The 24,260-nt window shown below is 71.8% G+C and carries 22 protein-coding genes; 10 read left to right on the top strand and 12 right to left on the bottom strand.

All coding sequences use genetic code 11. The annotated features are described in order from the left end of the window. Positions 1-8 precede the first annotated feature (8 nt). The 6 genes from BXA11_RS19465 (at position 9) to BXA11_RS19440 (ending at position 7,391) form a co-directional block, all read left to right on the top strand. Positions 9-755, top strand: coding sequence for a cytochrome d ubiquinol oxidase subunit II (locus BXA11_RS19465; protein ID WP_076436489.1), 747 nt, complete (start codon positions 9-11; stop codon positions 753-755). Positions 756-765: 10 nt separating this feature from the next. Then, positions 766-2,460: a thiol reductant ABC exporter subunit CydD gene (gene cydD / locus BXA11_RS19460; protein ID WP_076436486.1), complete on the top strand. Its 1,695-nt coding sequence runs from the start codon at positions 766-768 to the stop codon at positions 2,458-2,460. Next, positions 2,457-4,175, top strand: a complete 1,719-nt coding sequence (gene cydC, locus BXA11_RS19455; RefSeq protein ID WP_239105049.1) for a thiol reductant ABC exporter subunit CydC — start codon at positions 2,457-2,459, stop codon at positions 4,173-4,175. Before cydD ends, cydC begins: the two co-directional genes overlap by 4 nt. A 161-nt stretch (positions 4,176-4,336) precedes the next feature. Continuing rightward, positions 4,337-5,644, top strand: coding sequence for an extracellular solute-binding protein (locus BXA11_RS19450; protein WP_076436484.1), 1,308 nt, complete (start codon positions 4,337-4,339; stop codon positions 5,642-5,644). After that, on the top strand, positions 5,623-6,564 hold the full coding sequence (locus tag BXA11_RS19445; RefSeq protein ID WP_231513809.1) for a carbohydrate ABC transporter permease: 942 nt from the start codon (positions 5,623-5,625) through the stop codon (positions 6,562-6,564). The genes BXA11_RS19450 and BXA11_RS19445 overlap by 22 nt, the downstream gene beginning before the upstream one ends. Continuing rightward, the gene (locus BXA11_RS19440; RefSeq protein WP_076436482.1) at positions 6,561-7,391 is read left to right on the top strand and encodes a carbohydrate ABC transporter permease; all 831 of its coding nucleotides are present in this window, start codon (positions 6,561-6,563) and stop codon (positions 7,389-7,391) included. The genes BXA11_RS19445 and BXA11_RS19440 overlap by 4 nt, the downstream gene beginning before the upstream one ends. Positions 7,392-7,500: 109 nt before the next feature. Here the strand turns inward: BXA11_RS19440 and BXA11_RS19435 are convergent, their stop codons facing one another. From BXA11_RS19435 to lon, 7 genes are all read right to left on the bottom strand, one after another. Beyond that, positions 7,501-8,796 (bottom strand): S1C family serine protease, encoded by a 1,296-nt coding sequence (locus tag BXA11_RS19435; protein WP_030507040.1) that lies wholly within the window; start codon positions 8,794-8,796, stop codon positions 7,501-7,503. Positions 8,797-8,930: 134 nt separating this feature from the next. Next, entirely contained in the window at positions 8,931-10,466 is a 1,536-nt protein-coding gene (locus BXA11_RS19430; protein ID WP_076436480.1) for an acyl-CoA synthetase, read from the bottom strand. 61 nt (positions 10,467-10,527) lie between these two features. Beyond that, complete coding sequence (locus BXA11_RS19425) at positions 10,528-11,667, bottom strand: Fic family protein (protein ID WP_076436478.1); 1,140 nt, start codon at positions 11,665-11,667, stop codon at positions 10,528-10,530. A 67-nt stretch (positions 11,668-11,734) separates the two neighbouring features. Next, positions 11,735-12,565: a MetQ/NlpA family ABC transporter substrate-binding protein gene (locus tag BXA11_RS19420; RefSeq protein ID WP_076436476.1), complete on the bottom strand. Its 831-nt coding sequence runs from the start codon at positions 12,563-12,565 to the stop codon at positions 11,735-11,737. A gap of 21 nt (positions 12,566-12,586) precedes the next feature. Beyond that, a complete protein-coding gene (locus BXA11_RS19415; protein ID WP_076436474.1) occupies positions 12,587-13,243 on the bottom strand; it encodes a methionine ABC transporter permease in 657 nt (218 codons plus the stop codon). After that, positions 13,240-14,184: a methionine ABC transporter ATP-binding protein gene (locus tag BXA11_RS19410; protein ID WP_076436472.1), complete on the bottom strand. Its 945-nt coding sequence runs from the start codon at positions 14,182-14,184 to the stop codon at positions 13,240-13,242. The genes BXA11_RS19415 and BXA11_RS19410 overlap by 4 nt, the downstream gene beginning before the upstream one ends. A gap of 280 nt (positions 14,185-14,464) precedes the next feature. Next, a complete protein-coding gene (gene lon, locus BXA11_RS19405) occupies positions 14,465-16,825 on the bottom strand; it encodes an endopeptidase La (RefSeq protein ID WP_076436706.1) in 2,361 nt (786 codons plus the stop codon). A 153-nt stretch (positions 16,826-16,978) separates the two neighbouring features. Here lon and BXA11_RS19400 point away from each other — a divergent pair, with 153 nt between their 5' ends. Then, on the top strand, positions 16,979-18,442 hold the full coding sequence (locus tag BXA11_RS19400; RefSeq protein WP_239105048.1) for an MFS transporter: 1,464 nt from the start codon (positions 16,979-16,981) through the stop codon (positions 18,440-18,442). Between the two features lie 12 nt (positions 18,443-18,454). On the opposite strand, the gene BXA11_RS19395 is transcribed toward BXA11_RS19400, so the two are convergent. Further along, a complete protein-coding gene (locus BXA11_RS19395; RefSeq protein ID WP_076436468.1) occupies positions 18,455-19,033 on the bottom strand; it encodes an HAD-IA family hydrolase in 579 nt (192 codons plus the stop codon). A gap of 29 nt (positions 19,034-19,062) precedes the next feature. Continuing rightward, positions 19,063-19,896 carry a hypothetical protein gene (locus BXA11_RS19390; protein ID WP_076436700.1) on the bottom strand — a complete coding sequence of 278 codons (834 nt, stop codon included), beginning with the start codon at positions 19,894-19,896 and terminating at the stop codon, positions 19,063-19,065. A gap of 153 nt (positions 19,897-20,049) precedes the next feature. Here BXA11_RS19390 and arfB point away from each other — a divergent pair, with 153 nt between their 5' ends. The 3 genes from arfB to BXA11_RS19375 all read left to right on the top strand — a co-directional run bounded on the left by arfB (position 20,050) and on the right by BXA11_RS19375 (position 22,945). Continuing rightward, on the top strand, positions 20,050-20,472 hold the full coding sequence (gene arfB / locus BXA11_RS19385) for an alternative ribosome rescue aminoacyl-tRNA hydrolase ArfB (RefSeq protein ID WP_030507050.1): 423 nt from the start codon (positions 20,050-20,052) through the stop codon (positions 20,470-20,472). Between the two features lie 272 nt (positions 20,473-20,744). Then, complete coding sequence (locus BXA11_RS19380) at positions 20,745-22,493, top strand: hypothetical protein (RefSeq protein ID WP_076436466.1); 1,749 nt, start codon at positions 20,745-20,747, stop codon at positions 22,491-22,493. A gap of 224 nt (positions 22,494-22,717) precedes the next feature. Next, a complete protein-coding gene (locus tag BXA11_RS19375) occupies positions 22,718-22,945 on the top strand; it encodes a peptide chain release factor-like protein (protein WP_083744394.1) in 228 nt (75 codons plus the stop codon). Here the strand turns inward: BXA11_RS19375 and BXA11_RS19370 are convergent. Genes BXA11_RS19370 through BXA11_RS19360 form a run of 3 tightly spaced genes read right to left on the bottom strand, consistent with a single transcriptional unit; the run spans position 22,917 to position 24,260 of the window. After that, on the bottom strand, positions 22,917-23,543 hold the full coding sequence (locus BXA11_RS19370) for a TetR/AcrR family transcriptional regulator (protein WP_076436464.1): 627 nt from the start codon (positions 23,541-23,543) through the stop codon (positions 22,917-22,919). The two genes, BXA11_RS19375 and BXA11_RS19370, sit on opposite strands and share 29 nt — an antisense overlap. A gap of 31 nt (positions 23,544-23,574) precedes the next feature. Then, positions 23,575-24,030 carry an SRPBCC family protein gene (locus BXA11_RS19365; protein ID WP_076436462.1) on the bottom strand — a complete coding sequence of 152 codons (456 nt, stop codon included), beginning with the start codon at positions 24,028-24,030 and terminating at the stop codon, positions 23,575-23,577. Further along, positions 24,027-24,260, bottom strand: coding sequence for a hypothetical protein (locus tag BXA11_RS19360; protein ID WP_197042529.1), 234 nt, complete (start codon positions 24,258-24,260; stop codon positions 24,027-24,029). Before BXA11_RS19360 ends, BXA11_RS19365 begins: the two co-directional genes overlap by 4 nt.

The following is a 24,260-nucleotide window of genomic DNA, read 5'->3' as shown; positions in this document are numbered from 1 at the left end:
CACTCCCCATGGACATCTTCTGGTTCCTGACCTTCGCCGTTCTGCTGGCCGGCTACTTCGCCCTGGAGGGCTTCGACATCGGGCTCGGCGTGCTGCTGCCCGTGCTGGGCCGCTCTCCCGCGGGCCGCGACCGCCTCGTCGGCGCGATGGCGCCGTTCGTGCTCGCCAACGAGGTGTGGCTGGTCGCCCTCGCCGGCGTGCTCTTCGGCGCGTTCCCGGTGCTGGAGGGCCAGGCGCTGAGCCGCCTGTATCCCCTCGTCGTCGCCCTGCTGCTGGCCTGGATCGTGCGCGACGCGGGGTTGTGGTTCCGCCGCAGGGCCGACGGCGCCGCCTGGCGGCTGGTGTGGGACGGCGCGCTGTGCGCGGGCTCGGCCGGGCTGGCGCTCACCTGGGGCGCGATCCTGGTGGCCGTCGCGCGCGGCCTGCCCGACTCGCCCCTCGACGCGCCCGCCGTGGCGGGAGGCGTGGCGCTGCTCGCGCTGCTCGCCTGGCACGGCCGCACGTTCGCGGCCTGGCGCCTCCAGGACGGCCCGCGCGGAAGCGGGCGCGCGCTGCTGCTGTCGGCCTGCGCCGCCGCCGCGCCCGCCGTCCTGGTCATCGCGGCCGCGACCGGCCACATGCTCGGCAACGCCGCCCCGGATCCGACACTGAGTGTGCTCAGTGTCATGGTGGTCCCGGTCGCCCCGATCCTCGTGGGCGCGCAAGTATGGGTGTGGCGCACCTTCTCCAGGGGCGCGCTGCCGACGTTCTTCTGATTGGAGACCGTTGCACAAGGATCTCCTCCGGCTGGCCCGCGCGGAGCGGGGCGTCCGCATCCATCTCGCCTGCTGCCTGGCCGCGGCGGTGGTGGCCGGGCTGCTCGTGCTCGTGCAGGCGGAGTTGCTGGCCGGGGTCCTGTCGGGCCGGTTCGCGGTCGCCGCGCTGCTGCCCCTGGCGCTCGTCGTCGGCTGCCGCGGGCTGCTCGGCTGGGCGCAGGGAGTGCTCGCGGGCCGCGCGGCCACCGCGCTGAAGTCGGCCCTGCGGCGGCTGCTCCTCGGCCGGGTGGAGGGTCTCGGGCCGGCGTACCGGTCGGGCGAGCTGGTGACGCTCGCGGGCCGGGGGCTGGACGCGCTCGACCCCTACCTGACCGGTTACCTGCCGTCGGTCGCCGTGGCCGGGATCGTGCCGCTCGCGGTCGTGGTCCGGCTCTTCGTGGCCGACCTGGCCACCGCCGTCATCGTAGTGCTCACGCTGCCGCTGATCCCGATCTTCGGGGCACTGGTCGGGTGGACCACCAAGACCGTGACGGAACGCCAGTGGCGGGCGCTGTCCCGCCTCGGCGGCCACTTCCTCGACGTCGTGCGCGGCCTGCCCACGCTGCGGGCGTTCGGCCGGGCCCGCTACCAGGCGTCGGTGATCCGCGAGGTGGCCGAGGCGCATCGCGCGGCGACCATGCGCACGCTGCGGGTGGCGTTCCTGTCGTCGCTGGTGCTCGAACTCGTGGCGTCGCTGTCGCTGGCGCTGGTGGCGGTGCCCGTGGGGCTGCGCCTGCTGTCCGGCTCGCTCGACCTGCGTACGGCGCTGCTCGTGCTGCTGCTGGCCCCGGAGGCGTACCTGCCGCTGCGCGCGATGGGCACGCGCTTCCACGCCGCCATGGAGGGCGTCGCCGCCGCCGACGAGGCGTTCGCGGTGATCAACCCCCCACGGGAGGCCGGGCATGAGGCCGGGCCGGTCGCCGCCAGGACGGGCGCCGGGCGCGCTTCGCGGGACGGCGGGCCGCCGGAGATCCGGCTGGAGGACGTCACCGTGCGCTACCCGGGCCGCGAGGAGACCGCGCTCGACCGCGTCTCGCTGGTCATCCGGCCGGGTGAGCGGGTGGCGATCGTCGGCCCGAGCGGCGCGGGCAAGAGCACGCTGCTGCACCTGCTGCTCGGGTTCGTGACCCCGTCCGAAGGTCGGGTGCTGGTGGACGGGACCGATCTGGCCGGCCTCGACCTCGACGAGTGGCGGCGGCGGCTCGCCTTCGTGCCGCAGCGGCCGCATCTGTTCGCGACCTCGGTGGCCGACAACATCGCGCTCGGCTCGGCCGCGGGACCCGCCGAGATCAGGGCCGCCGCCGAGGCGGCGCAGGTGGCCGAGTTCGCCGGCGCCCTGCCGCAGGGGTACGACACCCCGCTCGGCGAGCGCGGTGCGAACCTGTCGGCTGGCCAGCGTCAGCGGGTCGCCCTGGCCAGGGCCTTCTGCCGCCCCGCCGCCCAGGTGCTGCTGCTGGACGAACCCACGGCGCGGCTCGACGGCAGGAGCGAGGCGGCGATCGTGGAGGCCACGCGCAGACTGGCCGAGGGCCGCACGGCGATCATCGTCGCGCACCGCCCGGCCATGATCGACCTGGCCGACCGCGTCGTCCGCCTCGACGGCGGCGCCCTCGTCGGCCCGGTTCCGGCGCCCTCGATCTCCACACAGGGCGGGGAGGCCCGATGAGCCACGCGGATGCCTCACCGCTGTCGGTGGTCACCGGCACCGGCATGGGCCGGCGGCTCGTGCTCGCCGCGCTCGCCGGGGCGGCTGCCGACCTCGCGGGGGTCGCGCTCATCGCGTCGGCCGCCTGGCTGATCACGCGGGCCGCCGAGCAGCCGCCCCTGGCGGCGCTGTCGGTCGCGATCGTGGCCGTGCGGGCGTTCGCGACCACCCGCGGCGTGTTCCGCTACGGCGAGCGCCTGGCCGGGCACGACGTCGCGTTGCGCGCCCAGGCGGGCACCCGTGAGCGGCTCTACCGGGCGCTGATCCCGGCCGGGCCGCTGCCGCAGCGCGGGGCCGACCTGCTCAGCCGGATGGTCGACGACACCGACGCCGTGCAGGACCTGCTCGTCCGCTGCCTGCTGCCGGCCGCCGCCGCGCTGATCACCGGCGTCGCCGCCGTCGTCATCGCGGGCTTCCTGCTGCCCGTCGCCGCCGTCGTGCTCGCCGCCGGCCTGCTCGTCGCCGGGGTGCTGCTGCCCGCGGGCGCCGCGGCCGCGGCGCGGCGCTGGTCGGCGCGGATCGCCCCGGCCCGCGCCGACCTGGCCGCCCGGGTGGCCGACCTGGTCCACGGCGCGGCCGACCTCGCGGCGTACGGCGCGCGCGACCGGGCGCTGTCGGCGGCGATGGACGCCGACGGGCGGCTGTCCCGCCTGGAGCGGGGGCAGGCCCGGATCAACGCCGCCGCGCTCGGCCTCGGCATGCTGACGCAGGGGCTGACCGTCGTCGCCGTGGTCCTGGCGGCGCAGGCCGCCGGTCTCGACCGCGTCGCGACCGCCGTGGCGGCCCTGACCTCGCTGGTCGCCTTCGAGCCCGCGCTGCCGCTGGCGGCGGCCGGCGAACGCTTCGCGGGCGTGGTCGCGGCGCTGCGCAGGCTCAGGGAGACCGCCGCCACTCCCCCGGCCGTGCGCGAGCCCGCGGACCCGGCGCCCGCGCCCGAGCCGCCGCTGACGATCGAGGTCGACGACCTCCTGGTGCGCCACGGCGAGCGCCGGCCCGCGCTGAACGGCGTGAGCCTGACGCTGACGCCGGGCCGCCGGGTCGCGGTGGTCGGCCCGAGCGGCGCGGGCAAGAGCACCCTGCTGTCGGCGCTGATGCGGACCGTGGAGATCGAGTCCGGCACGATCCGGCTCAACGGCACCGACGTGCGGCGCCTGTCCTCCGACGACGTGCGGGCGCTCGTCACGGGCCTCACCCAGGACCCGTACGTCTTCCAGGCCACGGTGGCGGACAACCTGCGCCTGGCCGGGCCGCAGGCGTCGACCGAGGAGGTCGAGGCGGCCGTGCGGCGGGCCCGGCTGGACGCCTGGACCGAGCGCACCGGCTGGGACACGGTGCTCGGCGAGGACGGCCGCACCGTCTCCGGCGGCCAGCTCCAGCGGCTCGCGCTGGCCCGGGCCCTGCTGTACGACCCGCCGGTGCTGCTGCTGGACGAGCCGGCCGAGGCCCTGGACGAGGAGACGGCCGACCTGCTGATGGCCGACCTGCTGGACGCCACCCGGGGCCGCACCACGGTGCTGGTCACCCACCGGCTGCACGGCCTGGAACAGGTCGACGAGATCGTCGTGCTGGAGGGCGGCAGAGTCACCCAGCGCGGCACGCACGCCGACCTCGTCGCCGTGCCCGGTTACTACCGCGACCTGTGGGAGTCCGAGGCCCTCACCCGCCGCCGCGGCTGAACGCGCCCGCCCCGCCACCCCCTTCGTGTGAACCTTCCGTGACGAAGGCATTGCGGATCTTGTCAGATGTAAGTAATTTTCAGACAACGCGATGACCTTGCATGGCATTTACCTACACGCATGGCGCTCGCCGAACTGGCTACCAGCCGAAAGGGAGTCTCATGAAGAGAGGGTGGATCGCGGGAGCGATCGGAGTGCTCGCGGTGGCTCTGGCGGCCTGCGCGCCCGGGGGCGGCGCATCCGGCCAGAACGGCGACGCGCAGGGCGGCGAGGCGGGCGGTGACAAGGTCACGCTCAGCCTGTGGTCGTGGCGGGTGGAGGACGTCAAGGCGTACGACAAGATCCTCGCCAGGTTCGAGGAGTCGCACCCGAAGATCCACGTCGAGTTCAAGCCGTTCCAGGCCACCGAGTACAACAACATCCTGGCCACCGGCCTGTCCGGCACCGCCGGGCCCGACGTCGCCCAGCTGCGCGCGTACGGCGGGCTCCAGCCGCTGGTCGAGGCGGGCCAGCTGGTGCCGCTGGACGGCAAGGTGGAGGCGCTGTCCGGCTTCGACGCCAAGCTGCTCGAAGGCGCCAAGGGCCATAAGGACGGCAAGATCTACGGCGTGCCGTTCGCCTACCAGACGCTCCAGGTGCTCTACAACAAGAAGCTGTTCGGCGACAACGGCATCCGGCCCCCCGCCACCTGGGACGAGATGATCGCGGCGGCCGGGAAGCTGAAGGCCGCCGGGATCACGCCGTTCGCCGTCGCGGCCGGGCCCGACGCGACGTGGACGCTGCCGATCGTCCACGAGATCTTCGGCAACGCCCGTTACGGCAGCACCAAGTTCCGGGACGCGCTGCTGAGCGGCGACAAGAAGTTCACCGACCCCGGCTTCACGGCCTCGGTCAAGCTGCTCAAGGACCTGGAGCCGTACTTCCCCAAGGACGTGGTGGCCGTCAAGATCCCCGACGTCCAGGCGCTGTTCGCGACCGGCAGGGCGGCGATGTATCCCACGGGCAGCTTCGACCTGGCGCCCGTGCTCGCGGCCAACCCGAGTCTGGAGGTCGGCGCCTTCCAGGTGCCGCCGCCGCCCGGCTCCCCGGTGACCACGCCTGTCACGCCGGGCTGGGCCGACGGCTCGTTCGGGGTCAACGCCAAGTCGGCCCACCAGGCCGAGGCGCTCGAACTGGTCAAGTGGATGGCGACGCCGGAGTTCGGGCAGCTCTACGCGAGCGAGCTCAAGCAGCTGTCCGCGGTTCCCGGGGTCACGCCGTCGGACCCGCTCCTGGCCGAGATGGCGAAGAACTACGCCGCCAACGGCGCGCCGTACACGCTGCTCGTCGACTTCCGCTACGGCCAGCCGAACGGTGACGCGGTCTTCCGGGACGAGGTGCAGAAGATGCTGGCCGGCCAGACCGACCCCAAGTCGGTCGCCGAGAGCGTGCAGAAGGGCGTCGAGCAGTGGTTCAAGCCGGGGAACTGAACACGCCCCGGCGCTCTGCCGCACCTCGATGGCGGGTGCTGGCCGTCTTCCTGCTGCCCGCGCTCCTGCTCTACTCGGTCTTCATCGTCTATCCGCTGGTCACCGCCCTCGAGTACAGCTTCTTCGAGTGGCGCGGGATCCGGCAGGCGGGGTTCGCCGGGCTCGGCAACTACCGGGACCTGTTCGGCGTCTACCCCTACGACCAGCAGCTGTGGCGGGCGTTCGGGCACAACGCGCTGTTCTTCGCCGGGACCATGCTGATCCAGAACACGGTCGGGTTGCTGTTCGCCCTCCTGCTGTTCCGGTACGGCCGCGGCAAGCGGTTCCTGCAGGCCGCGTTCACCACGCCCTACCTGGTGGACCCGCTGGTCATCGGCTACCTGTGGAGCCTGCTGCTCAACCCGACGTTCGGCCCGGTCAACTCTCTGCTGGAGGCGGCCGGGCTGGACTCGTGGGCGTTGCCCTGGCTGGGCGACACCCGTACGGCGCTGCCCGTCGTCATCGTGGTGAACGCATGGCAGTGGGTGGGCTTCCCCATGCTGCTGTTCTCCGCCGCGCTCGCCGGGATACCGGCCGAGTACCACGAGGCGGCGAGGGTCGACGGCGCGTCGGCCTGGCAGTCGTTCCGGCGGGTGACGCTGCCGTTGCTCACCCCGGCGATCGGCGTGGTGAGCGTGCTGACGTTCATCGGCAACTTCAACGCCTTCGGGCTGGTCTACGCGATGGCCGGATCGACCGGGTCCCCCGCGGGCTCCACCGACGTGCTCGGCCTGCTGTTCTACCGGGTCGCGTTCGTGGAGGGCGGCACGGAGGCGATCGGGCGGTCGTCGGCGCTGGCCGTGCTGATGTTCGTGTTCATCTTCGGGGTGTCGCTGCTGGCCGGTTCGTACTTCCGCCGCCGTGAGCGGAGACTGCTGTGACGGCGCGGCGCCGGGCTCCGGGGCGCGTCGCCGTCCACCTGCTGCTGTGGGGCTACGGGGTCGTCGCGCTGCTGCCGCTGGTCGTCATGGTGCTCAACTCGCTGCGGCCCACGAGCGAGATCTTCACCACGCCGCTGGGGCTGCCGGCGTCCCCCACGCTGAACAGTTACGCCCGGGTGTGGACGGAGGCGTCGTTCAGCTCCTACCTGACGAACTCGCTGGTCGTCACCTGCGGTGCGGTGCTGCTCGGCACGGCGGTCTCCGCGCTGGCGGCCTATCCGCTGGCCCGCTACGACTTCGCCGGCAGCCGGGTGCTCGGGGCGTACTTCCTGGCGGGGCTGATGCTGCCGATCCGGCTGGGCCTGGTGCCGATCTTCTACCTCATGGACTCCATGGGCCTGATCGACTCGCTGCTCGGGCTCACGCTGCTGTACGCCGCGTCCGGGGTGCCGTTCTGCGTGTTCGTGCTGTCGGCGTTCTACCGTTCCCTGCCCGGCGAGCTGGACGAGGCGGCCCGGATCGACGGAGCCGGCGAGTTCCGGATCTTCGGGCAGATCATGCTGCCGCTGGTGCGGCCCGCGCTGGCGTCGGTGATGCTGTTCCAGTTCGTGCCGCTCTGGCATGAGTTCCTCTACCCGCTGGTGCTGCTGCGCTCCGACGAGAAGTTCACGATCCCGCGCGGGTTGTCGCAGTTCTTCGGCGAGTACACGACCGACTGGTCGGCGCTGTTCGCCGGGCTGGTCCTCGCCACGGCGCCGCTCTTCGTGCTGTTCGTCCTGGCGACCAAGCAGATCATCGCCGAGCTGACCGCCGGCATGAGCAAGTGAGGCAGGGCGGCCTGCGCCACGGTCTGCGCCGGGGCGCAGACCGCGATCGCGATTGGCGATCGCCGGCGGGCCGTCCCCCCAGAGGCCCGCCGGCGACGATCGTGGGCCGTCAGCCCGCGGACTGCTCCGCGAGCGCGGTGGTGATGGTGTTCTCCTTGCCGTCGCGGGTGAAGGTGATGGTCACCTTGTCGCCGGCGCGGGAGCTGCGGATGGTGCCGACCAGCGCCTCCGCGCTGTCCACCACCTTGTCGTTGATCTTGGTGATCAGGTCGCCCTCCTTGAGGCCGGCCTTCTCCGCCGGGCTGCCGGCCGTGATCGAGCTGACCACCGCGCCGGACGCGCCGCCGACCGCGTCGGCCACGCTCACCCCGAGGAAGGCGTGCGTCGCCTTGCCCGTCTTGATGAGCTGGTCGGAGACGAGCTTCGCGGTGTTGATGGGGATCGCGAAGCCGACGCCGATGTTGCCGGAGCTGGAGCCCGAGGTGGCGATCGCCGTGTTGATGCCGACGACCTGCCCGTTGGTGTTGACCAGCGCGCCGCCGGAGTTGCCGGGGTTGATCGCGGCGTCGGTCTGGATCATGCCGCCGATCGTGTTGCCCTGGCTCTGCGGCTGCTGCTGCTCCATCCCCCAGGGGAACTGCGGCTGCTGCTGCTCCTCGGGAGCCTCGGTCAGCGTGCGGTCGAGGGCGCTCACGATGCCGGAGGTGACCGATCCCTCCAGGCCGAGCGGGCTGCCGATCGCGAGGACCCCGTCGCCGACCTGGAGCTTGTCGCTGTCGCCGAGGGAGGCGGGGGTCAGGCCGGACACGCCCTGCGCCTGGATGACGGCGAGGTCCGTGGTGGGGTCGGTGCCCTTGACGACGGCGCTGGCGGTCTTGCCGTCGCTGAACTTCACGGTGACCGTGCCGCCGCCCCCGCCGCCGATGCTCACCACGTGGTTGTTCGTCAGGATCAGGCCGTCGGCCGACAGGATGACGCCCGACCCCTCGCCGCCGGCCGTGGCGGTCTTCACCTCGATCGACACCACCGACGGCATGATCGCCTTGGCCACCGCGGCGATCGTGGTGGTAGAGGAGTTGGAGACCCCCTTGACCACCGGGCTCGCGATCACGGTCTGCCCGCCGTTCACGCTGTTGGCGACGAGGGCCCCGGTGACCCCGCCGCCCAGTGCCACGGCCACGAGGGCGAGACCCGCGCCCGCCTTCTGGCGCGCGGTCAGCGTGCCCTTCCGCGCCGGAGGCGAAAACTGCGCCGTGTCATAAGGACCGCTGCCGTAGGCGCCGTACGACTGGTACGCCCCGGTGTACTGCCCGTGCTGCGGCGGAGTGCTTCCGAACTGGCTCCAGCCGTGACCGGGGAGTATCTGGGTGTTCTCGTCGCCGGGAACATGCTCAGGTGAGCTCATCGCCATCCCCCTCAATGGATTCGCCGGTGATCCCGGCTCTCCGCCGGTACACGTAATACGATGACGCATCGGCGATAAGGTCGCGCTAAGCGATCAGTGGGGGGGATCCCCGGGCGCCCTACGTGTACTTTATGTCAGCTCGTCCGGGGCCAGTACTCGTCCCTGAGCAGGCGCTTGTACAGCTTTCCCGTGGGGTGACGGGGCAGCTCGTCCCGGAAGTCGACCGACTTCGGGCACTTGTAGTGGGCCAGGCGTTCCCGGCAGTAGGCGATCAGCTCGGCCTCCAGGACGGGACCGGCGCAGGCCGGGTCCGCGGGCTGCACGACGGCCTTGACCTGTTCGCCCATCTCGGGGTCCGGCACCCCGAAGACGGCCACGTCGGCCACCTCGGGATGCATCGCCAGGACGTTCTCGGCCTCCTGCGGGTAGATGTTCACCCCGCCGGAGATGATCATGTACGAGCGCCGGTCGGTGAGGTAGAGGAACCCGTCCTCGTCCAGATAGCCGATGTCCCCCAGCGTGGTCCACCCGCGGCCGTGCGGGTCCTGAACCGACGCGGTCTTCGCGGGGTCGCCGTGATACTCGAACCTGGGGCCGTCGGAGAAGTAGACCGTGCCGTGCTCACCGGGCGGCAGCTCGTCGCCGTCCTCGTCGCAGACGTGGGGGACCCCGAGCAGCGGCCGGCCCACCGTGCCCTTGTGGGCGAGCCAGTCCTCCGGCCCCGCGTACAGGAAGCAGTTGCCTTCCGTGCCCGCGTAGTACTCGTGGATGATCGGCCCCCACCACTCCATCATCCGCTCCTTGACCTCGACGGGGCAGGGCGCGGCGGCGTGGACGGCGCAGCGCAGCGACGACAGGTCGTAGCGCCCGCGCACCTCCTCGGGCAGCTTGAGCATCTTGACGAACATGGTGGGCACCCACTGCGCGTGGGTGACCCCGTGGCGCTCGACGAGCGCCAGCGCCTCCTCGGGGTCGAACCTCTCCATCACCACCACGGTCGCGCCGAGACGCTGGAAGGACATGCTGTAACGCAGCGGAGCGGCGTGGTAGAGCGGCGCGGGCGACAGATACACGCTGTCGGCCGAGGGCGCGAACAGGCCTTGGATGAGCTGCACCAGGACCCCGGGGGCCTCCAGCGGGGCCCGGCTGAGCGGCGGCTTGACCCCCTTGGGCCGTCCCGTGGTGCCCGACGAGTAGAGCATGTCGGCGCCCTGGCACTCGTCGCCGAGCGGCGTCGCGGGCTGCCCCGCCACGGCCTCCTCGTACGACGTGAAGCCGGGGGCTACGCCGTCGACCATGAGCCGCAGCTCGACCCCGGGCGTCGCCCCGGTGACCGCGGTCGCGACGCCGGCGAGCTTCGCCGAGGAGATGAAGACCCGCGCCCCGCAGTTGTCCACGATGTACGCCAGCTCGTCGGCCTGCAGACGGGAGCTGATCGCGGTGTAGTACAGGCCCGAGCGGTGCGCGGCCCACGCGATCACGAGGAAGAGCGGATGGTTCTCCAGCATGAACGCGATGTGGTCGCCGGGCTTCAGGCCCGCCGCCCGCAGCAGGTGCGCGAGCCGGTTGGATTCCTCGTCGAGCTCGCGGAAGGTGACCACGCGGCCGGAGCCCGCCATGATCACCGCAGGCTTGTCCGGCGTCACCGCCGCGATCGCCCCAGGGTGCATAACCGAACGTTACTCGGTTTGCCGTCGATGTGGGAGGAGTCACATCCTGATGCGCCAGTGATCAGCTCTCCAGCGTCCGGTAGGGGTCGCGCAGCGGTGCGGCCCGCTCGGCGAACGCCGCCTTGATCTCCGTCATCTTCGGCCCCGGCGCGTAGAAACGCCCCTTCGTCTCGCCGTACGGCTGGAGCCACCCGGTGGCCGCGAGCTCCCGCAGGTCGCGGGCGGCCTGGCCCTGGCTCAGTCCCTCGTCGGCCTGGTACATGCTCCGGCGCAGCCGCCGGGACACGAACACCTGGTAGAGCGCGGAGACCGTGCGCGGGTGCAGGCCCTGCGCCCCGGTCCGCTCCTCCAGCAGCATCCACACCTCGCCCGCCTCGGCGAGCCGGCGACCCACCCGCTGGGCCTGCATGTGGTGGCAGCGCAGCACGAACCGCACCCACGAGAGGGTCTCCCCGTGCGGGCTCCACCGGCGGCGTCCCACCTCGCCGAGCACGTCGTAGTAGTCGTAGGTGGTGCGGCCCTCGCCCAGCCACTCCTCGATCGAGGCGAACTCCGGCGTGGTGATCTGGTCGCGGCCGAGCACGAGCGTCTGCAGCGCCCGCGACATGCGGCCGTTGCCGTCCCGCCACGGGTGGATCTTGACGAGGTTGAGGTGGGCCATGGCAGCGCGGACGTAGCTGGGCGCGTCGAGGTCGCCCTCGTTGAGCCACTCGACGAGCTCCGCCAGCAGGCCGGGGACCTGCTCGTGGTCCGGCCCCTCGTAGACCACCTCGCCCGCGGCGGAGTTCCGGACGTAGATCCCGCCGGGCCGCACGGTGCCCGGTGTCTTGTCCACGTGGTGGCCGATCATCATGAAGTTGAGCCCGTGCAGCAGGCCCGCGTCGTATCGGAAGGTCCACGCCCGCGAGAGTGTGCCGATGCAGGTGAGCGCCTGCCGGTAGCCGGAGATCTCGCGCGCCACGGCCGCCGACGTCTCCAGCGGGTCCTCACCGGACATGATCGACTCGATGTCCTCGACGCTGGCGTGGTAGCCCTCGATGGAGTTCGACCCCTGGATCGCCCGCGCCTGCAGTTGCCGCCGCAGCAGGCCGTCCCAGCGATGCGCCTCCGCCAGCCGGTATTTCAGGTCGCGCCGCATCTCTTCGATCTCGGCGAGCACCTTCTCGTCCGCGGCGTCCAGTGCCGGTGTGGCGTACAACATCTGACCATGACAGCATGGACGAATCATTCAGTCAAGTGACTGGATGATTCGTCCACGTAAGTGCCCGTCAGGTGGCGGGGATGACCGAGCCCTTGAAGGTGTCCTCGATGTACTTCTTCACCTCGGGGCCGGTCAGCAGCCCGGCCAGCGTCTTCACCCGCGGGTCGCTCTCGTGCCCCTGCGCGACCACCAGGCCGTTCGCGTACGGGTTGCCCTCGGCCTTCTCCAGCACCAGCGCGTCGGAGGACGGGCTGAGGTTCGCCTCCAGCGCGTAGTTGCCGTTGATCACGGCGGCGTCCACGTCGTCGAGCGAGCGCGGGAGCTGGGCGGCCTCCAGCGGGCGGAAGGTCAGGTTCTTGGGGTTGCCGGTCACGTCGCGCTCGGTCGCGGCGGTGCCCACGCCGTCCTTCAGCGTGACCACGCCGTTGTCGGCGAGCAGCTTGAGCGCCCGTCCGAGGTTCGTGGCGTCGTTGGGCACGGCGACCGTGCCGTCCTGCGGCAGTGAGGCGAGGTCCTTGACCTTCCTGGAGTACAGGCCGAGCGGCTCCAGGTGCACCGGGGCGACGAAGCTCAGCTTGGTGCCCTTGGAGGCGTTGAAGTCGTCCAGGTAGGGCTTGTGCTGGAAGTAGTTGGCGTCGAGCTGGCCGTCCTGGAGCTGCAGGTTGGGCTGCACGTAGTCGCTGAACTCCACGACCTCCAGCTTCAGGCCCTTCGCGGCGGCGAGGTTGTCCGCAACGTACTTCAGGATCTGCGCGTGCGGCACCGGGCTCACGCCGACCTTGAGCGGGGCGTCCGCCGCCGTGCCGGAGGCGGTAGCGGTGTCGGAAGACGAGGCTCCGCAGGCGGACAACACGAGCGCGACCACGGCGGCGATGACGAGGCCGAGCGTTCTACGCATGGGAAAGACTCCTTCGAAGGGTTAACGGTGGGAAAGACGACGGGCGACCGCGTCGCCCAGGGTCTGCGCGAGCTGCACCACGACGACCAGGACGACCACGGTGACGACCATGAGCGTGGTCTCGAAGCGCTGGTATCCGTAGCGGACGGCGAGGTCGCCGAGACCGCCGCCGCCGATCACCCCGGCCATGGCCGAGTAGGAGATGAGGGTGACCACGGTGACGGTCAGCCCGGCGACCAGGCCGGGCAGCGCCTCGGGCAGCAGGACGCGCGCGACGACCCTCGCGCGGCCCGCCCCCATGGCCTCGGCCGCCTGCACGACGTCGCGGCCCACCTCGCGCAGCGCCGTCTCGACCAGCCGGGCGAAGAACGGCACGGCGCCGATCGTCAGCGGGACCACCGCGGCGGCGGTCCCGATCGTGGTGCCGGTGAGCACGCGGGTGACCGGGATGACCGCGATCATGAGGACGATGAAGGGCAGCGACCGCCCGACGTTCACGACCAGCCCGAGCACGCGCCGCACGGCGGGCGTGGGGAACAGCCCGCCCCGGTCCGTCCCCGCGAGACAGACGCCGAGCGGCAGCCCGAACAGCACGGTGAACAGCGTGGACCAGCCCACCATCACGGCGGTCTGCCCCGTCGCCTCCCACAGCAGGGGGCTCATCTCCGACCAGGTCATGCGTCCTCCTCCACCAGCAGCCCGCGCCCGCGCAGCTCCGCAAGGGCGGCAGCCGTGCCGGCTCCGGTGATCCGCAGCCGCAGGCGGCCGGCCGGGACCCCCGCCACCTGCTCGACCGCGCCCGCGGCGATGGCGACGTCCACGTCGTGCGTACGCGCGAGACGCGACAGCAGGGTCTGGTCCGCGGCCAGGGCGACCGTCACGGTGCCGGGCTCGGGGGACGGCAGCGGGAACAGCTCGGCCGCCAGGCGCGACCCGGGGGTGGCGAGCAGTTCGGGAATGGGGCCCGCCTCGGCGATCCGCCCGTCGCTCATGATCGCCGCCGAGTCGCAGACGGCCTTGATGACGTCCATCTCGTGGGTGATGAGCAGGATGGTCAGCCCCAGCTCCCGGTTGAGCCGCCGGAGCAGGGCGAGGATCGACTGGGTCGTGGCGGGGTCGAGCGCGGAGGTGGCCTCGTCCGACAGCAGCACCGACGGCTCGGCGGCGAGCGCCCGCGCGATGCCGACCCGCTGCTTCTGGCCGCCGGACAGCTGCGCGGGGTAGGCCCCGGCGCGGTCGGCCAGGCCCACGAGGTCGAGCATCTCCGCGACGCGCCGGGCCCGGGCGGCCCGGCCGACGCCCATGACCTCCAGCGGGAAGGCCACGTTGCCCGCCACCGTGCGCGACGACAGCAGCGCGAAGTGCTGGTGGATCATGCCGATGCGCTGGCGGGCGCGGCGCAGGTCGGCCGCGCCGAGGGCGGTCAGCTCGCGCCCGTCGACGGTCACCACGCCCTCGTCGGGACGTTCGAGCAGGTTGACGCAGCGCAGCAGGGTGCTCTTGCCCGCGCCGCTGCGCCCGAGCACGCCGAAGACCTCGCCCTTGCCGACGTGGAGGTCGACGCCGTCGAGCGCGACGACGTCGCCGTAGGCCTTGCGCAGGCCGGAAACCGTGATCACTTGCTGTCCTTCGAAGACGTGATCCGGCGCAGGATCGGATCGGGCAGCGGAGAGAGCGTCATTGGTGAGTGCCTTCGTGGGGAGGGTGCGGACCGACGATGTTCAGGCCGCGGGACACCCTCGCACGTGCGAGTTCACCAGGTTCGATACGCTCACGACCGGCTGAAACACGATGTGAGGCATTCCTTATTCCATACCGGAAATGTGTGCTTTCTCACAGGAAAGGCCCGCGCCTCCGGGACGACGGAGACGCGGGCCGTGTGGAGTGGGTCAGGCCGCCTCAAGCCACCGCCTGCCGGGCGACCGTCGCCGGGGTGAGAGCAAGGTCGAGGACCTCGCGCACGTCGCTCACCGCGTGGACGGTGAGGTCGGCCAGCACCTCGGCCGGGACGTCGTCCAGGTCGGGCTCGTTGCGCGCCGGGATGAGCACCGTGGTGATCCCCGCCCGGTGGGCGGCCAGCAGCTTCTGCTTCACCCCGCCGATCGGCAGCACCCGCCCGGTGAGGGACACCTCACCGGTCATCGCCACGTCGGCGCGGACCGGCCGGCCCGACAGCAGCGAGGCCAGGGCGGTGGTCATGGTGACACCGGCCGACGGGCCGTCCTTGGGCACCGCGCCCGCGGGCACGTGGATGTGCACCGACCTGTCCTTGAGCGACCCGACCGGCAGCTCCAGCTCGGCGCCCCGCGACCGCAGGAAGGACAGCGCGATCTGCGCCGACTCCTTCATCACGTCGCCGAGCTGGCCGGTCAGGGTCACACCGGTCGCCCCGGTCTCCGGGTCGGCCAGCGACGCCTCGACGTAGAGGACGTCGCCGCCGGCGCCGGTCACAGCGAGGCCGGTCGACACGCCCGGCACCGCCGTACGCTGCCGGGCCTCCGGCAGGGACGACTCGGGCACGTGACGCGGCCGGCCCAGGTAGGAGACCAGGTCGCCGGCGGTGACCGTCAGCGGGAGCTCGGCCTCGCCGAGGGCGAGCTTCGCCGTCACCTTGCGCAGGATCCGGGCGATGGAGCGCTCGAGAGAGCGGACGCCGGCCTCGCGGGTGTACTCGCCCGCCAGGCGGCGCAGCGCCGCCTCCTCCACCGTCACGTCGTCGGCGGTGAGGCCCGCCTTCTCCAGGTTGCGCGGGAGCAGGTGGTCGCGGGCGATGGCGACCTTCTCGTCCTCGGTGTAGCCGTCGAGCGTGACGATCTCCATGCGGTCGAGCAGCGGCCCCGGCACCTGCTCCAGCACGTTGGCCGTGGCGAGGAACAGCACGTCGCTCAGGTCGAGCTCGACCTCCAGGTAGTGGTCGCGGAACGTGTGGTTCTGCGCCGGGTCGAGCACCTCCAGCAGCGCCGCCGTCGGGTCGCCCCGGTAGTCGGCGCCGACCTTGTCGATCTCGTCGAGCAGCACGACCGGGTTCATCGAGCCCGACTCGCGGATCGCCCTGACGATGCGGCCGGGCAGCGCCCCCACGTACGTGCGCCGGTGACCGCGGATCTCCGCCTCGTCGCGGACGCCGCCGAGGGCGACGCGGACGAACTTGCGGCCCATGGCGCGGGCGACCGACTCGCCGAGCGAGGTCTTGCCGACTCCGGGAGGTCCGGCCAGCGCGAGGACGGCGCCGCTGCGGCGGCCGCCGACCACGCCGAGCCCCTGGTCGGCCCTGCGCTTGCGCACCGCGAGGTATTCCACGATGCGGTCCTTCACGTCGTCCAGGCCCGTGTGGTCGGCGTCGAGCACCGCGCGGGCCCCGGCGATGTCGTAGGAGTCGGTCGTGTGGACCTTCCACGGCATGTCGAGCACGGTGTCGAGCCAGGTGCGGATCCAGCCGCTCTCCGGCGACTGGTCGGAGGCCCGCTCCAGCTTGGCGACCTCCTTGAGCGCGGCCTCCCTGACCTTCTCCGGAAGGTCGGCGGCCTCGATGCGGGCGCGGTAGTCCTCCTCCTCGTCGGAGGGCTCGCCGTTCAGCTCGGAGAGCTCCTTGCGCACGGCCGCGAGCTGCTGGCGGAGCAGGAACTCCCGCTGCTGCTTCTCCATGCCCTCCTGGACGTCCTTGCGGATCGTCTCCGCGACGTCCAGCTCGGCGAGGTGGTCGCGGGCCCAGCCGACCAGCTTGTCCAGCCGCTCGGCGGGGTCGGCGGTCTCCAGCAGCAGCAGCTTCTGCGGAGTCTGCAGCCAGGGGGCGTATCCCGCGCTGTCGGCGAGGACGGCGGGGTCCGCGATCTGGTTGACCGCGTCGACCACCTGCCACGCGCCCCGCTTCTGCAGGATCGTGGTGGTCAGGGCCTTGTACTCCTTGGCGAGCTCCTCGGCTCTCGCCCCGGTCGTGACCGGCTCCAGCACGGTCGCCTCGACCCACAGCGCCGCGCCGGGGCCGGTGGTGCCGGTGCCGACCCGCATGCGGTCGACGCCGCGGACCACGGCCGCGGGCTCGCCGCCCGGCAGCCGGCCGACCTGTTCCACGACGGCGCTCACCCCCACCGGGCCGTAGCGGCCGTCTATGCGGGGCACCAGCAGGACCGTGCTCTCGCCACTGGCGCGGGCCGCGTCGATGGCGGCGCGGACCTCGGCGTCCGACAGATCGAGGGGCACGACCATGCCGGGCAGGACGACCTCGTCGTCGAGCGGAAGGACGGGAAGGATCTGGGACATCAGCACTCCAGTAGGTTGAGTTATGTCGGCTCAACTAACAGGAGTCCGATCCTGTTCCCTGTTCTGCGTCAGTTCGCTGTGAGCGATCGTAATCGTGTAATCCACCTTGCCGTAGGGCGCGGCCACTCCTCCGGGTAACGCATGATGGCGTCCATGACATCCGGACATATCCGGCTGCGCTCGGCGCCAGGCCGGTGGGTGCTGCTCACCACGGTCCTCGGGTCGGGCATGGCAACACTCGACGGCACCGTGGTCAACGTGGCCCTTCCCGCTCTCGGGCGCGACCTGCACGCCGGAATGTCCGGCCTCCAATGGACCGTGAACGCGTACACGCTCACCATGGCCGCGCTGATCCTGCTGGGCGGGTCGCTGGGCGACCGGCTGGGCAGACGGAAGATCTTCGTCGCCGGGGTGGTCTGGTTCGCCCTGGCCTCCGCGCTCTGCGGGGCCGCGCCGAACACGCCCGTGCTCGTGCTCGCCCGCGCGCTCCAGGGTGTCGGTGGGGCCCTGTTGATCCCCGGGTCCCTGGCGATCATCCAGGCGAGCTTCGCGCCCGACGACCGGCCGCGCGCCGTCGGCGCCTGGTCGGGGCTGGGCGGCGTGGCCGCCGCGCTCGGGCCGTTGTTCGGCGGCTGGCTCGTCGAGACGGCGGGCTGGCGGTGGGTGTTCCTGCTCAACCTGCCGCTCGCCGCCGTCGTGGTCGGCGTCGCCGCCCGGCACGTGCCCGAGACCCGGGACGCCGGTCCGCACGGCCGCTTCGACGTGCTCGGGACCGTCCTCGCCGCACCCGCGCTGGCCGGGCTGACGTACGGCCTGATCCTCGCGGGCGACGGGCTGGTGCCGCTGGCCGCCGGGATCGTCCTGGCCGCCTGCTTCGTGGTGGTGGAGATCCGGCGCTCCCCCCGTTCGCTCGTCCCCGTGGGGGTGTTCGCCTCGCGGGAGTTCACCGCGGTCAACGTCGTCACGCTGGTCATGTACGCGGCGATGGGCCTGGTGTTCTTCCTGCTGGTCGTCCAGCTCCAGGTGTCGGCCGGGTTCTCGCCGATCGCCGCCGGGTCGGCGATGCTCCCGGTGACGATCCTCATGCTGCTGCTGTCGCCCCGGGCGGGCGAACTGGCGAAGCGGGTGGGCCCGCGCCTCCCCATGACGGGAGGCATCCTGCTGTGCGCGGCCGGGCTGCTGCTGATGAGCCGCATCGCCCCGGACGCGTCCTACCTCGCCGACGTGCTGCCCGCGGCGGTCGTGTTCGGGCTCGGCCTGTCGTCGGCCGTCGCCCCGCTCACCGCGACCGTGCTCGCCACGGCGGAGGAGCGGTACGCGGGCGTGGCGAGCGGGATCAACAACGCCCTGGCCCGGACGGGCGGCCTCCTGGCCGTCGCCGCCGTCCCGCCGCTGGTGGGGCTGGCGGGGGAGGCCTACGACTCCCCGGCGTCGTTCACCCGGGGGTTCCACACCTCGATGCTGGCCGCCGCGGCCATGATGGTCGTCGCGGCGGCCGTCACGTTCGTCACGATCAGGAGGAACGTCCTGGCGTCCGCGCCCGAGCCGCCCGCCCCCGGCTGCCCGGTCGAGGCGCCTACCCTCGGCCCCCGCCCGTCGGCGAGCTCGGACGCCTGACGGGTTTCCGGATCAGGCCAGCAGCCTCTTGAGGTCCTCGCGCAGGGCCGCGGCGTCGCGGAAGTGGACGGCAGCCAGCCCCGCCCGCTCGGCCGCCGCGACGTTCTCCGGCCTGTCGTCCACGAAGACGAGGTCGCCGGGGGCCGCCCCGAGCCAGGCCACGGTCTCGTGGAAGATCTCCGGCTCCGGCTTCACCAGGCCCATCCGGCCGCTGTAGAACCGGGGGCCGATCGGCCGCATGAACGGGAGCGTGTCGATGCTCTCGGCGATGCTGACCGGCATGTTGGACAGCAGCGCCATGGGAACCCCGACGCCGGCCAGCTCGTCGATGATCGCCACGGTCTCCTCGTTGGGCCGCGACCAGCTCGCCGCGTCGAGGGCGACGACCGCGTCCAGCTCGGCTCCGCCGATCGGCCTGCCGTACACGTGGGACCAGTACGCGGCCGGGTCGAGCGAGCCGCGGTCGAAGTCGAGCCGCACCTCCCAGTAGCGGTCCTCGAACCCCGGATCACCTCCCGCCATGCGCGCGACGTCCTCGGGGTCCTGGGGAAGCGACACGACGTTGCCGTAGTCGAAAAGCACAATCTTCATGGTCGTACGATCGTAACCTGTGTTCGGAATCAGGTCACATAGGGCTTGAGGTACTCGTTGGCGCTCCCGCAGCGCAGGTAGTTGCGCACGGTGTGGAAGTCGAGCCAGTCGATGTCGCAGGAGACGTCCCGCTCGACGCCGTCGAAGCACGACGCCAGCACCGCCGGGATCGCGGCGATGTCGTCCTTGTCGGCGATGTTGATCCAGCGGCGCACCCCCGGCGGGCGCGCCCCGCGCCCCCGCACCGGGACCGGCGCGAGCCGCTCGAAGACGACGTCGCGCATGCCGAGCGGGCTGCCCAGCGTCACCAGCAACTCGACCGAGAGATCGGGATGCGCCCACAGCGCCTCGTACGTCACGACGCTGCCGAGCGAGTGGGCGACCACCACCCGGGGACGGCGCCTGCGGACGACCTCGGCGACCGCGTCGCGGGCCCGCACGCGCGGGTCTCCGCCGCCCAGATAGGCGGCCACCTCCGGGCAGAAGTCCTGGGCGAACCGCACGGCCTGCGGGCCCATCCTCGTCAGCAGCCACTCGGCCAGCCGGTGCGCGAGACCGGTGAGCGACTCCCCCGCCGCGTCGCGGAACGGGCCGCCGAGCTGGACCGCCCAGTCGGCGAGGACCAGTTTGGCCGGCGCCTCCATCTGCCGCGGCGGCTTCGGCGGCCCGCCGTGCAGGTGGTGGGCGTAGTAGGCGATCTCGGCGAAGTACTGGCCCGCGCCGTCCGCCCGGCCGGTGAGCCCCTGGTGCAGATAGGTGTTCCACTTGGTCCGCACGGCCTCGGCGGCGCCGCCCGCCGACCCGCCGGCCTCCTCGTAGTAGTGGTACTTGCCGATGCCGTGGACGCCCACGATCGAGGTCATGCTCCCGCCCATCCCTGTCGTCTGGAATACGGGGGTCACTGTGCACGACGCGTTGGACCGCGACAACCACCCGCCGCGTTTACGGTGATAAATGGCAAGCGGTGGTGATATTCACCGAGATAGGTTGGGCGTCCCGATCGAGGAAGGAACGTCATGACAGGCCCGTTGCACGTGCGCGGCTCGGTCGTCGTGCCCGAAGCGGAGCTCGCCTGGCGATTCTCCCGCTCGTCCGGCCCGGGAGGCCAGGGCGTCAACACCACCGACAGCCGGGTCGAGCTGAGCTTCGACCTCGCGGGGACGACCGCCCTCGGCCCGGCGCTCAAGGCCCGCGCGCTCGAACGGCTCGCCGCCCGCCTGGTCGACGGTGTGATCACATTGGCCGCCTCGGAATACCGCTCGCAGCTGCGCAACCGGGAGGCGGCGCGGGAACGGCTCGCCGCCCTCCTCCGCGAGGCGATCGCGCCGCCGCCCAAGCGGCGCCGTCCCACCAAGCCGTCCAAGGGCGCGGTCGAGCGCCGCCTGACCGCCAAGAAACACCGCTCCGACCTCAAGCGCCTGCGCCGTACGGAGGACTGAGCCCGGCCCTGGAGTACCGCCCCCAGGCGGCGAAAACACCCATATCAAACTGCGTCATCAACGAAGCGACAATCGGCGGGATAAGAGCTCGCCGATGTTCGTTTGCCGCTCCGGCCGCCGAGGAAATTCGGCGTACATCGATCCGTCCCCGGATCTCAGAGCGGACATTCTCGCCATCAGGAAGAACTCGGACAGTCCGGCGAGAATTTATTAAAGGGGTGTAATTGCCAACACTCGGCGACTTTATCAGAGCCTTCGCGATAAGCGCCGCCTTGACCGTCGCCTGTCCCCTGCTGGACGGCGTCGCCACGGCCACCGTGGGAGTGGATTCCGGCGGACCCGGCGGCGCTTCGCACGGCGGGGGGAACAAGAACGCGAACAAGAACAAGAAGAGGCAGCGGCAGTATTCGCACCAGAAGAACGCGCAGAGGCAACACGCGCTGCGAGATCTCACGCAGATTCTGGCACCGTTCCAGAAAGCCGGCACGGACACCCGGGCGCTGCCCTACAACTGGCAGGCCGCGGACGAGAAGACGGCTCCGTGGACCGGCCTGAACGGCGTTCACGGCGTGGACAACAAGTCATGGGACAAGCAGGTCGTCCGTGACCCGGCGCCGGGGACCGCCGCAAGCGCGGCTGCGGATCCAGCGGCGGATCCAGCGGTGGACCCGGCAGCGGACCCACCCGCGAACCCCGTGGTGGGGGCTCAACCGGTCCCGACCCCGGTCCCGATGCGCACCACGGGCACCGGCGACTACACACTGACCTGGGACGACCGCAACGCGCAGGGGAACACGTACGGCGATCTCATCCAGGGACTTCGCCAGGATCTCCGGTTCACGCCGCCTGGCTACAGCTACACCAAGGTGTCGGAACTGCTGGCCGGCTCCCTGCCGGGCGGCCCCTTCGCCAATCGGAGGTGCCCCGCTCCGATGGAGGACAGCGGGGCGCTGGTCACTCCCCAGGGTGAGCGGGTCCGCAACGTCGTCGACTGGTTCTGTCTGGCCCCCGAGGACGCCACAGGCATGTGGACACCGCAGGGGATCAGCGGCACCTGGGACTCGACCGCGCAGGGGACGGCGTATGACGACACCGCCAGGGCGTTCGTCTTCACGTGGCACGGTCCCGCCAACAACTCATCGCGGGTGACCTTCCTGAACGAAGTGGGGGTCGGGCCGTTCAACCACTACCAGCACGTTCTTCTGGTGAATCCGTTCAAGGACGCGAGCGGCCCCGTCTCCTTCGATCCCATGCGGATCCACGCCGGCGGAGTGGTCTGGTATCACCAATATCTGCTCATCGCCGACGACAACAGGGAACATCCGGAGAACAACGGGATTCTCGTCTTCGACCTGCGCGACCTCTTCGATCTGGGATTGAGCGCGGTCAGCGACATCACCAACACCGGAAGGCCCATCGGCCTTCACAACGGCACCTACTATTCCCAGGGAAACCGGTACGTCCTGCCCCTGCGAGGCATATGGCGGCCGCAGGTCACCGGCGTGCGGTGCGCATCGATGAGCAGCCCGCCGTGCTTCGGATATCTCGGCCTCGACCGGAGCACGAGTCCGCCGAGCGTGCTCACCGGTGAATGGTGCGACCCCCGTCAGCCCACACCCACCTGCAGGCCGGCCTCGCCGCAGGCGGCGGCCCCGACGGGCCGCGTCGCGCGGTACAGGATGGCTCCGGACACCAGCGCGTGTGACCGCGGTTGCCTCGCCTACGGCACGGACGACAGGGCACGCGCGACCGCGGCCTACACGCAGCCGACCCCCTGGACTCAGGGCGGCATCTCGTGGAACGGCCTCTACCAGTTCACGATGAGCAACAACAAGGTGGCCACTCTGGGCCGGCGGTACGACGCCGTCCCGGGTCAGCCGCCGGTGCCGCACTTCGCGGCCAGGGGTGTGCAGGAACTCTACTGGCACCGATCCACCCAGCCTCCGATCCTGTGGTCGATCACCGAAGGGGAAGGGGTGAAGAACCGGGTGTTGTACGGCGTCAATCCCTGGATTTCGTAGGCCGGCGCGGCGAGTCGCGACGGCGGCCGCTCTCCCCGGAGGCTCCGTCTCCGCGGAGAGCGCCCGTCGCCCGCGCGAGACGGGCGGCCTACAGTGGAAGTCGAGCCAGTCGATGTCGCAGGTCACGACGCTGCCGAGCGAGTGGGCGACCACCACCCGGGGGCGGCGCCTGCGGACGACCTCGGCGACCGCGTCGCGGGCCCGCACGCGCGGGAAGGAACGTCATGACAGGCCCGTTGCCCGTGCGCGGCTCGGTCGTCGTGCCCGAAGCGGAGCTCGCCTGGCGATTCTCCCGCTCGTCCGGCCCGGGAGGCCAGGGCGTCAACACCACCGACAGCCGGGTCGAGCCGAGCTTCGACCTCGCGGGGACGACCGCCCTCGGCCCGGCGCTCCGCCTGACCGCCAAGAAACACCGCTCCGACCTCAAGCGCCTGCGCCGTACGGAGGACTGAGCCGCGCCACGCTGCCGCGCAGGTGGCCGATGCCGACGTCCAGCGCCGCCTCCAGGTGGGTGAGCCGGCCGGTGGACAGGTGGAGCAGCACGCCTCCTTGGATCCCCGCAAGCAGCGCGGCCGCCGCCTGCCCGGGATCGATGCCCAGGTCGATCTCGCCCGCGGCCTGCATGTGCCGCACGCCGGCGGCGATCTCCGCCTCCCACCGGAGCATCAGCTCGGTCACCACCGCCTGGGCGCCCGGTGTGCTGTGCCCCACCTGCGACATCACCACGTTGAGCGGGCACTGCCGCCCCTGCTCGCGGTAGCGCTCCACGACGCGGTCACGCCAGGCCTGCCAGGCCGCCCACGAGGTGAGCTCGCCGAGGTAGGGCTGCTGGTCGGCGAGCACCCGGTCGGCCTCGAAGCGGGCCACGGCCAGCAGCAGCTCCTCCTTGCCGCCGGGGAAGTAGTGGAACAGCTGGCTCTTGCTGGTGCGCGTCCGGGCGCGCACGTCGTCAAGGGTGGTGTCCATCACCCCGCGCTCGCGGATCGTCTCGGCCGCACCCTCGACGATCCGATGCCGCGTGGCGGCCCCCTTCGTGGTCAGCGCCCCCATCGCACCCCTCCTTCGGACCAACTTCCTGTACTTATTGGTCCATCTTGCCGAGATGGGCGGCGATGGCGTCCTCCCAGGAGCGCAGGAACGCCGGGTAGCCGGCGGCGAAGGCGGCCAGGTCGGCCTCGGCCGTGGCGGTGAGCGGGGTGAGGTCGTAGGTGACCGTCACGTCGCTGTGCCCGCGCTCCGCCCGAGCGAGCGTCACGCCCACGGTGCCGGCGTGGACCCCCTCGCGCACGCGGGCGTAGGAGACCGACCGGCCGGGCTCGCGATGCAGGACGATCCACGTGGTGGTGGCCCCGTGCGCATGGGTCTGGAAGACCGTGCCGGGCGCCGTGTCGTCCGTGACCCGTTCCGGGAACCGCGGCTCCCATCCCTCCGCCCAGTCCCGTTCGCCGTATGGGGTGAACAGCCGGAACGCCTCGGCGGGCGCGAGCGCGACCCGGAGGCTGCCGGTGAGGCGGCGGCGCCGCGGGCCGGCGCTCACCTCTCCTCCAGCCGGTGGGCGTCGGCGGCCGTCAGAGTCAGGCCGTAGACCTCCTTGAGCTGCCCGATCTTCGCGAGGGTCTCCGGCCCGAACGGCGACTTGCCCTCGAAGGCGTGCAGGACGATTCCCTCCACGAGGTCGCCGAGGGACATGTCCAGGTATTCGGCCAGGCCCTTGAGCACCTTCAAGGTGTTGCGCTCGACGCGAAGGCCGGTCTGCGTCCGCTGCAC

The organism is Microbispora rosea, assembly GCF_900156315.1.
In the GTDB taxonomy this organism is placed as follows: domain Bacteria; phylum Actinomycetota; class Actinomycetes; order Streptosporangiales; family Streptosporangiaceae; genus Microbispora; species Microbispora rosea.
The sequence above is the reverse complement of the archived record's forward strand: the minus strand, read 5'-3'. Positions and strand labels throughout refer to the sequence as shown.

Excerpts from the sequence above, each read along its gene's own strand:
- BXA11_RS19415 (WP_076436474.1), bottom strand. The coding sequence starts at position 13,243 with ATGACCTGGTCGGAGATGAGCCCCCTGCTGTGGGAGGCGACGGGGCAG.
- BXA11_RS19390 (WP_076436700.1), bottom strand. The coding sequence starts at position 19,896 with ATGACCTCGATCGTGGGCGTCCACGGCATCGGCAAGTACCACTACTAC.
- cydC (WP_239105049.1), top strand. The coding sequence starts at position 2,457 with ATGAGCCACGCGGATGCCTCACCGCTGTCGGTGGTCACCGGCACCGGC.
- BXA11_RS19450 (WP_076436484.1), top strand. The coding sequence starts at position 4,337 with ATGAAGAGAGGGTGGATCGCGGGAGCGATCGGAGTGCTCGCGGTGGCT.
- BXA11_RS19465 (WP_076436489.1), top strand. The coding sequence starts at position 9 with ATGGACATCTTCTGGTTCCTGACCTTCGCCGTTCTGCTGGCCGGCTAC.
- BXA11_RS19400 (WP_239105048.1), top strand. The coding sequence starts at position 16,979 with ATGACATCCGGACATATCCGGCTGCGCTCGGCGCCAGGCCGGTGGGTG.
- arfB (WP_030507050.1), top strand. The coding sequence starts at position 20,050 with ATGACAGGCCCGTTGCACGTGCGCGGCTCGGTCGTCGTGCCCGAAGCG.
- BXA11_RS19375 (WP_083744394.1), top strand. The coding sequence starts at position 22,718 with ATGACAGGCCCGTTGCCCGTGCGCGGCTCGGTCGTCGTGCCCGAAGCG.
- BXA11_RS19395 (WP_076436468.1), bottom strand. The coding sequence starts at position 19,033 with ATGAAGATTGTGCTTTTCGACTACGGCAACGTCGTGTCGCTTCCCCAG.
- BXA11_RS19370 (WP_076436464.1), bottom strand. The coding sequence starts at position 23,543 with ATGGGGGCGCTGACCACGAAGGGGGCCGCCACGCGGCATCGGATCGTC.
- BXA11_RS19425 (WP_076436478.1), bottom strand. The coding sequence starts at position 11,667 with ATGTTGTACGCCACACCGGCACTGGACGCCGCGGACGAGAAGGTGCTC.
- BXA11_RS19435 (WP_030507040.1), bottom strand. The coding sequence starts at position 8,796 with ATGAGCTCACCTGAGCATGTTCCCGGCGACGAGAACACCCAGATACTC.
- lon (WP_076436706.1), bottom strand. The coding sequence starts at position 16,825 with ATGTCCCAGATCCTTCCCGTCCTTCCGCTCGACGACGAGGTCGTCCTG.
- BXA11_RS19430 (WP_076436480.1), bottom strand. The coding sequence starts at position 10,466 with ATGCACCCTGGGGCGATCGCGGCGGTGACGCCGGACAAGCCTGCGGTG.
- BXA11_RS19420 (WP_076436476.1), bottom strand. The coding sequence starts at position 12,565 with ATGCGTAGAACGCTCGGCCTCGTCATCGCCGCCGTGGTCGCGCTCGTG.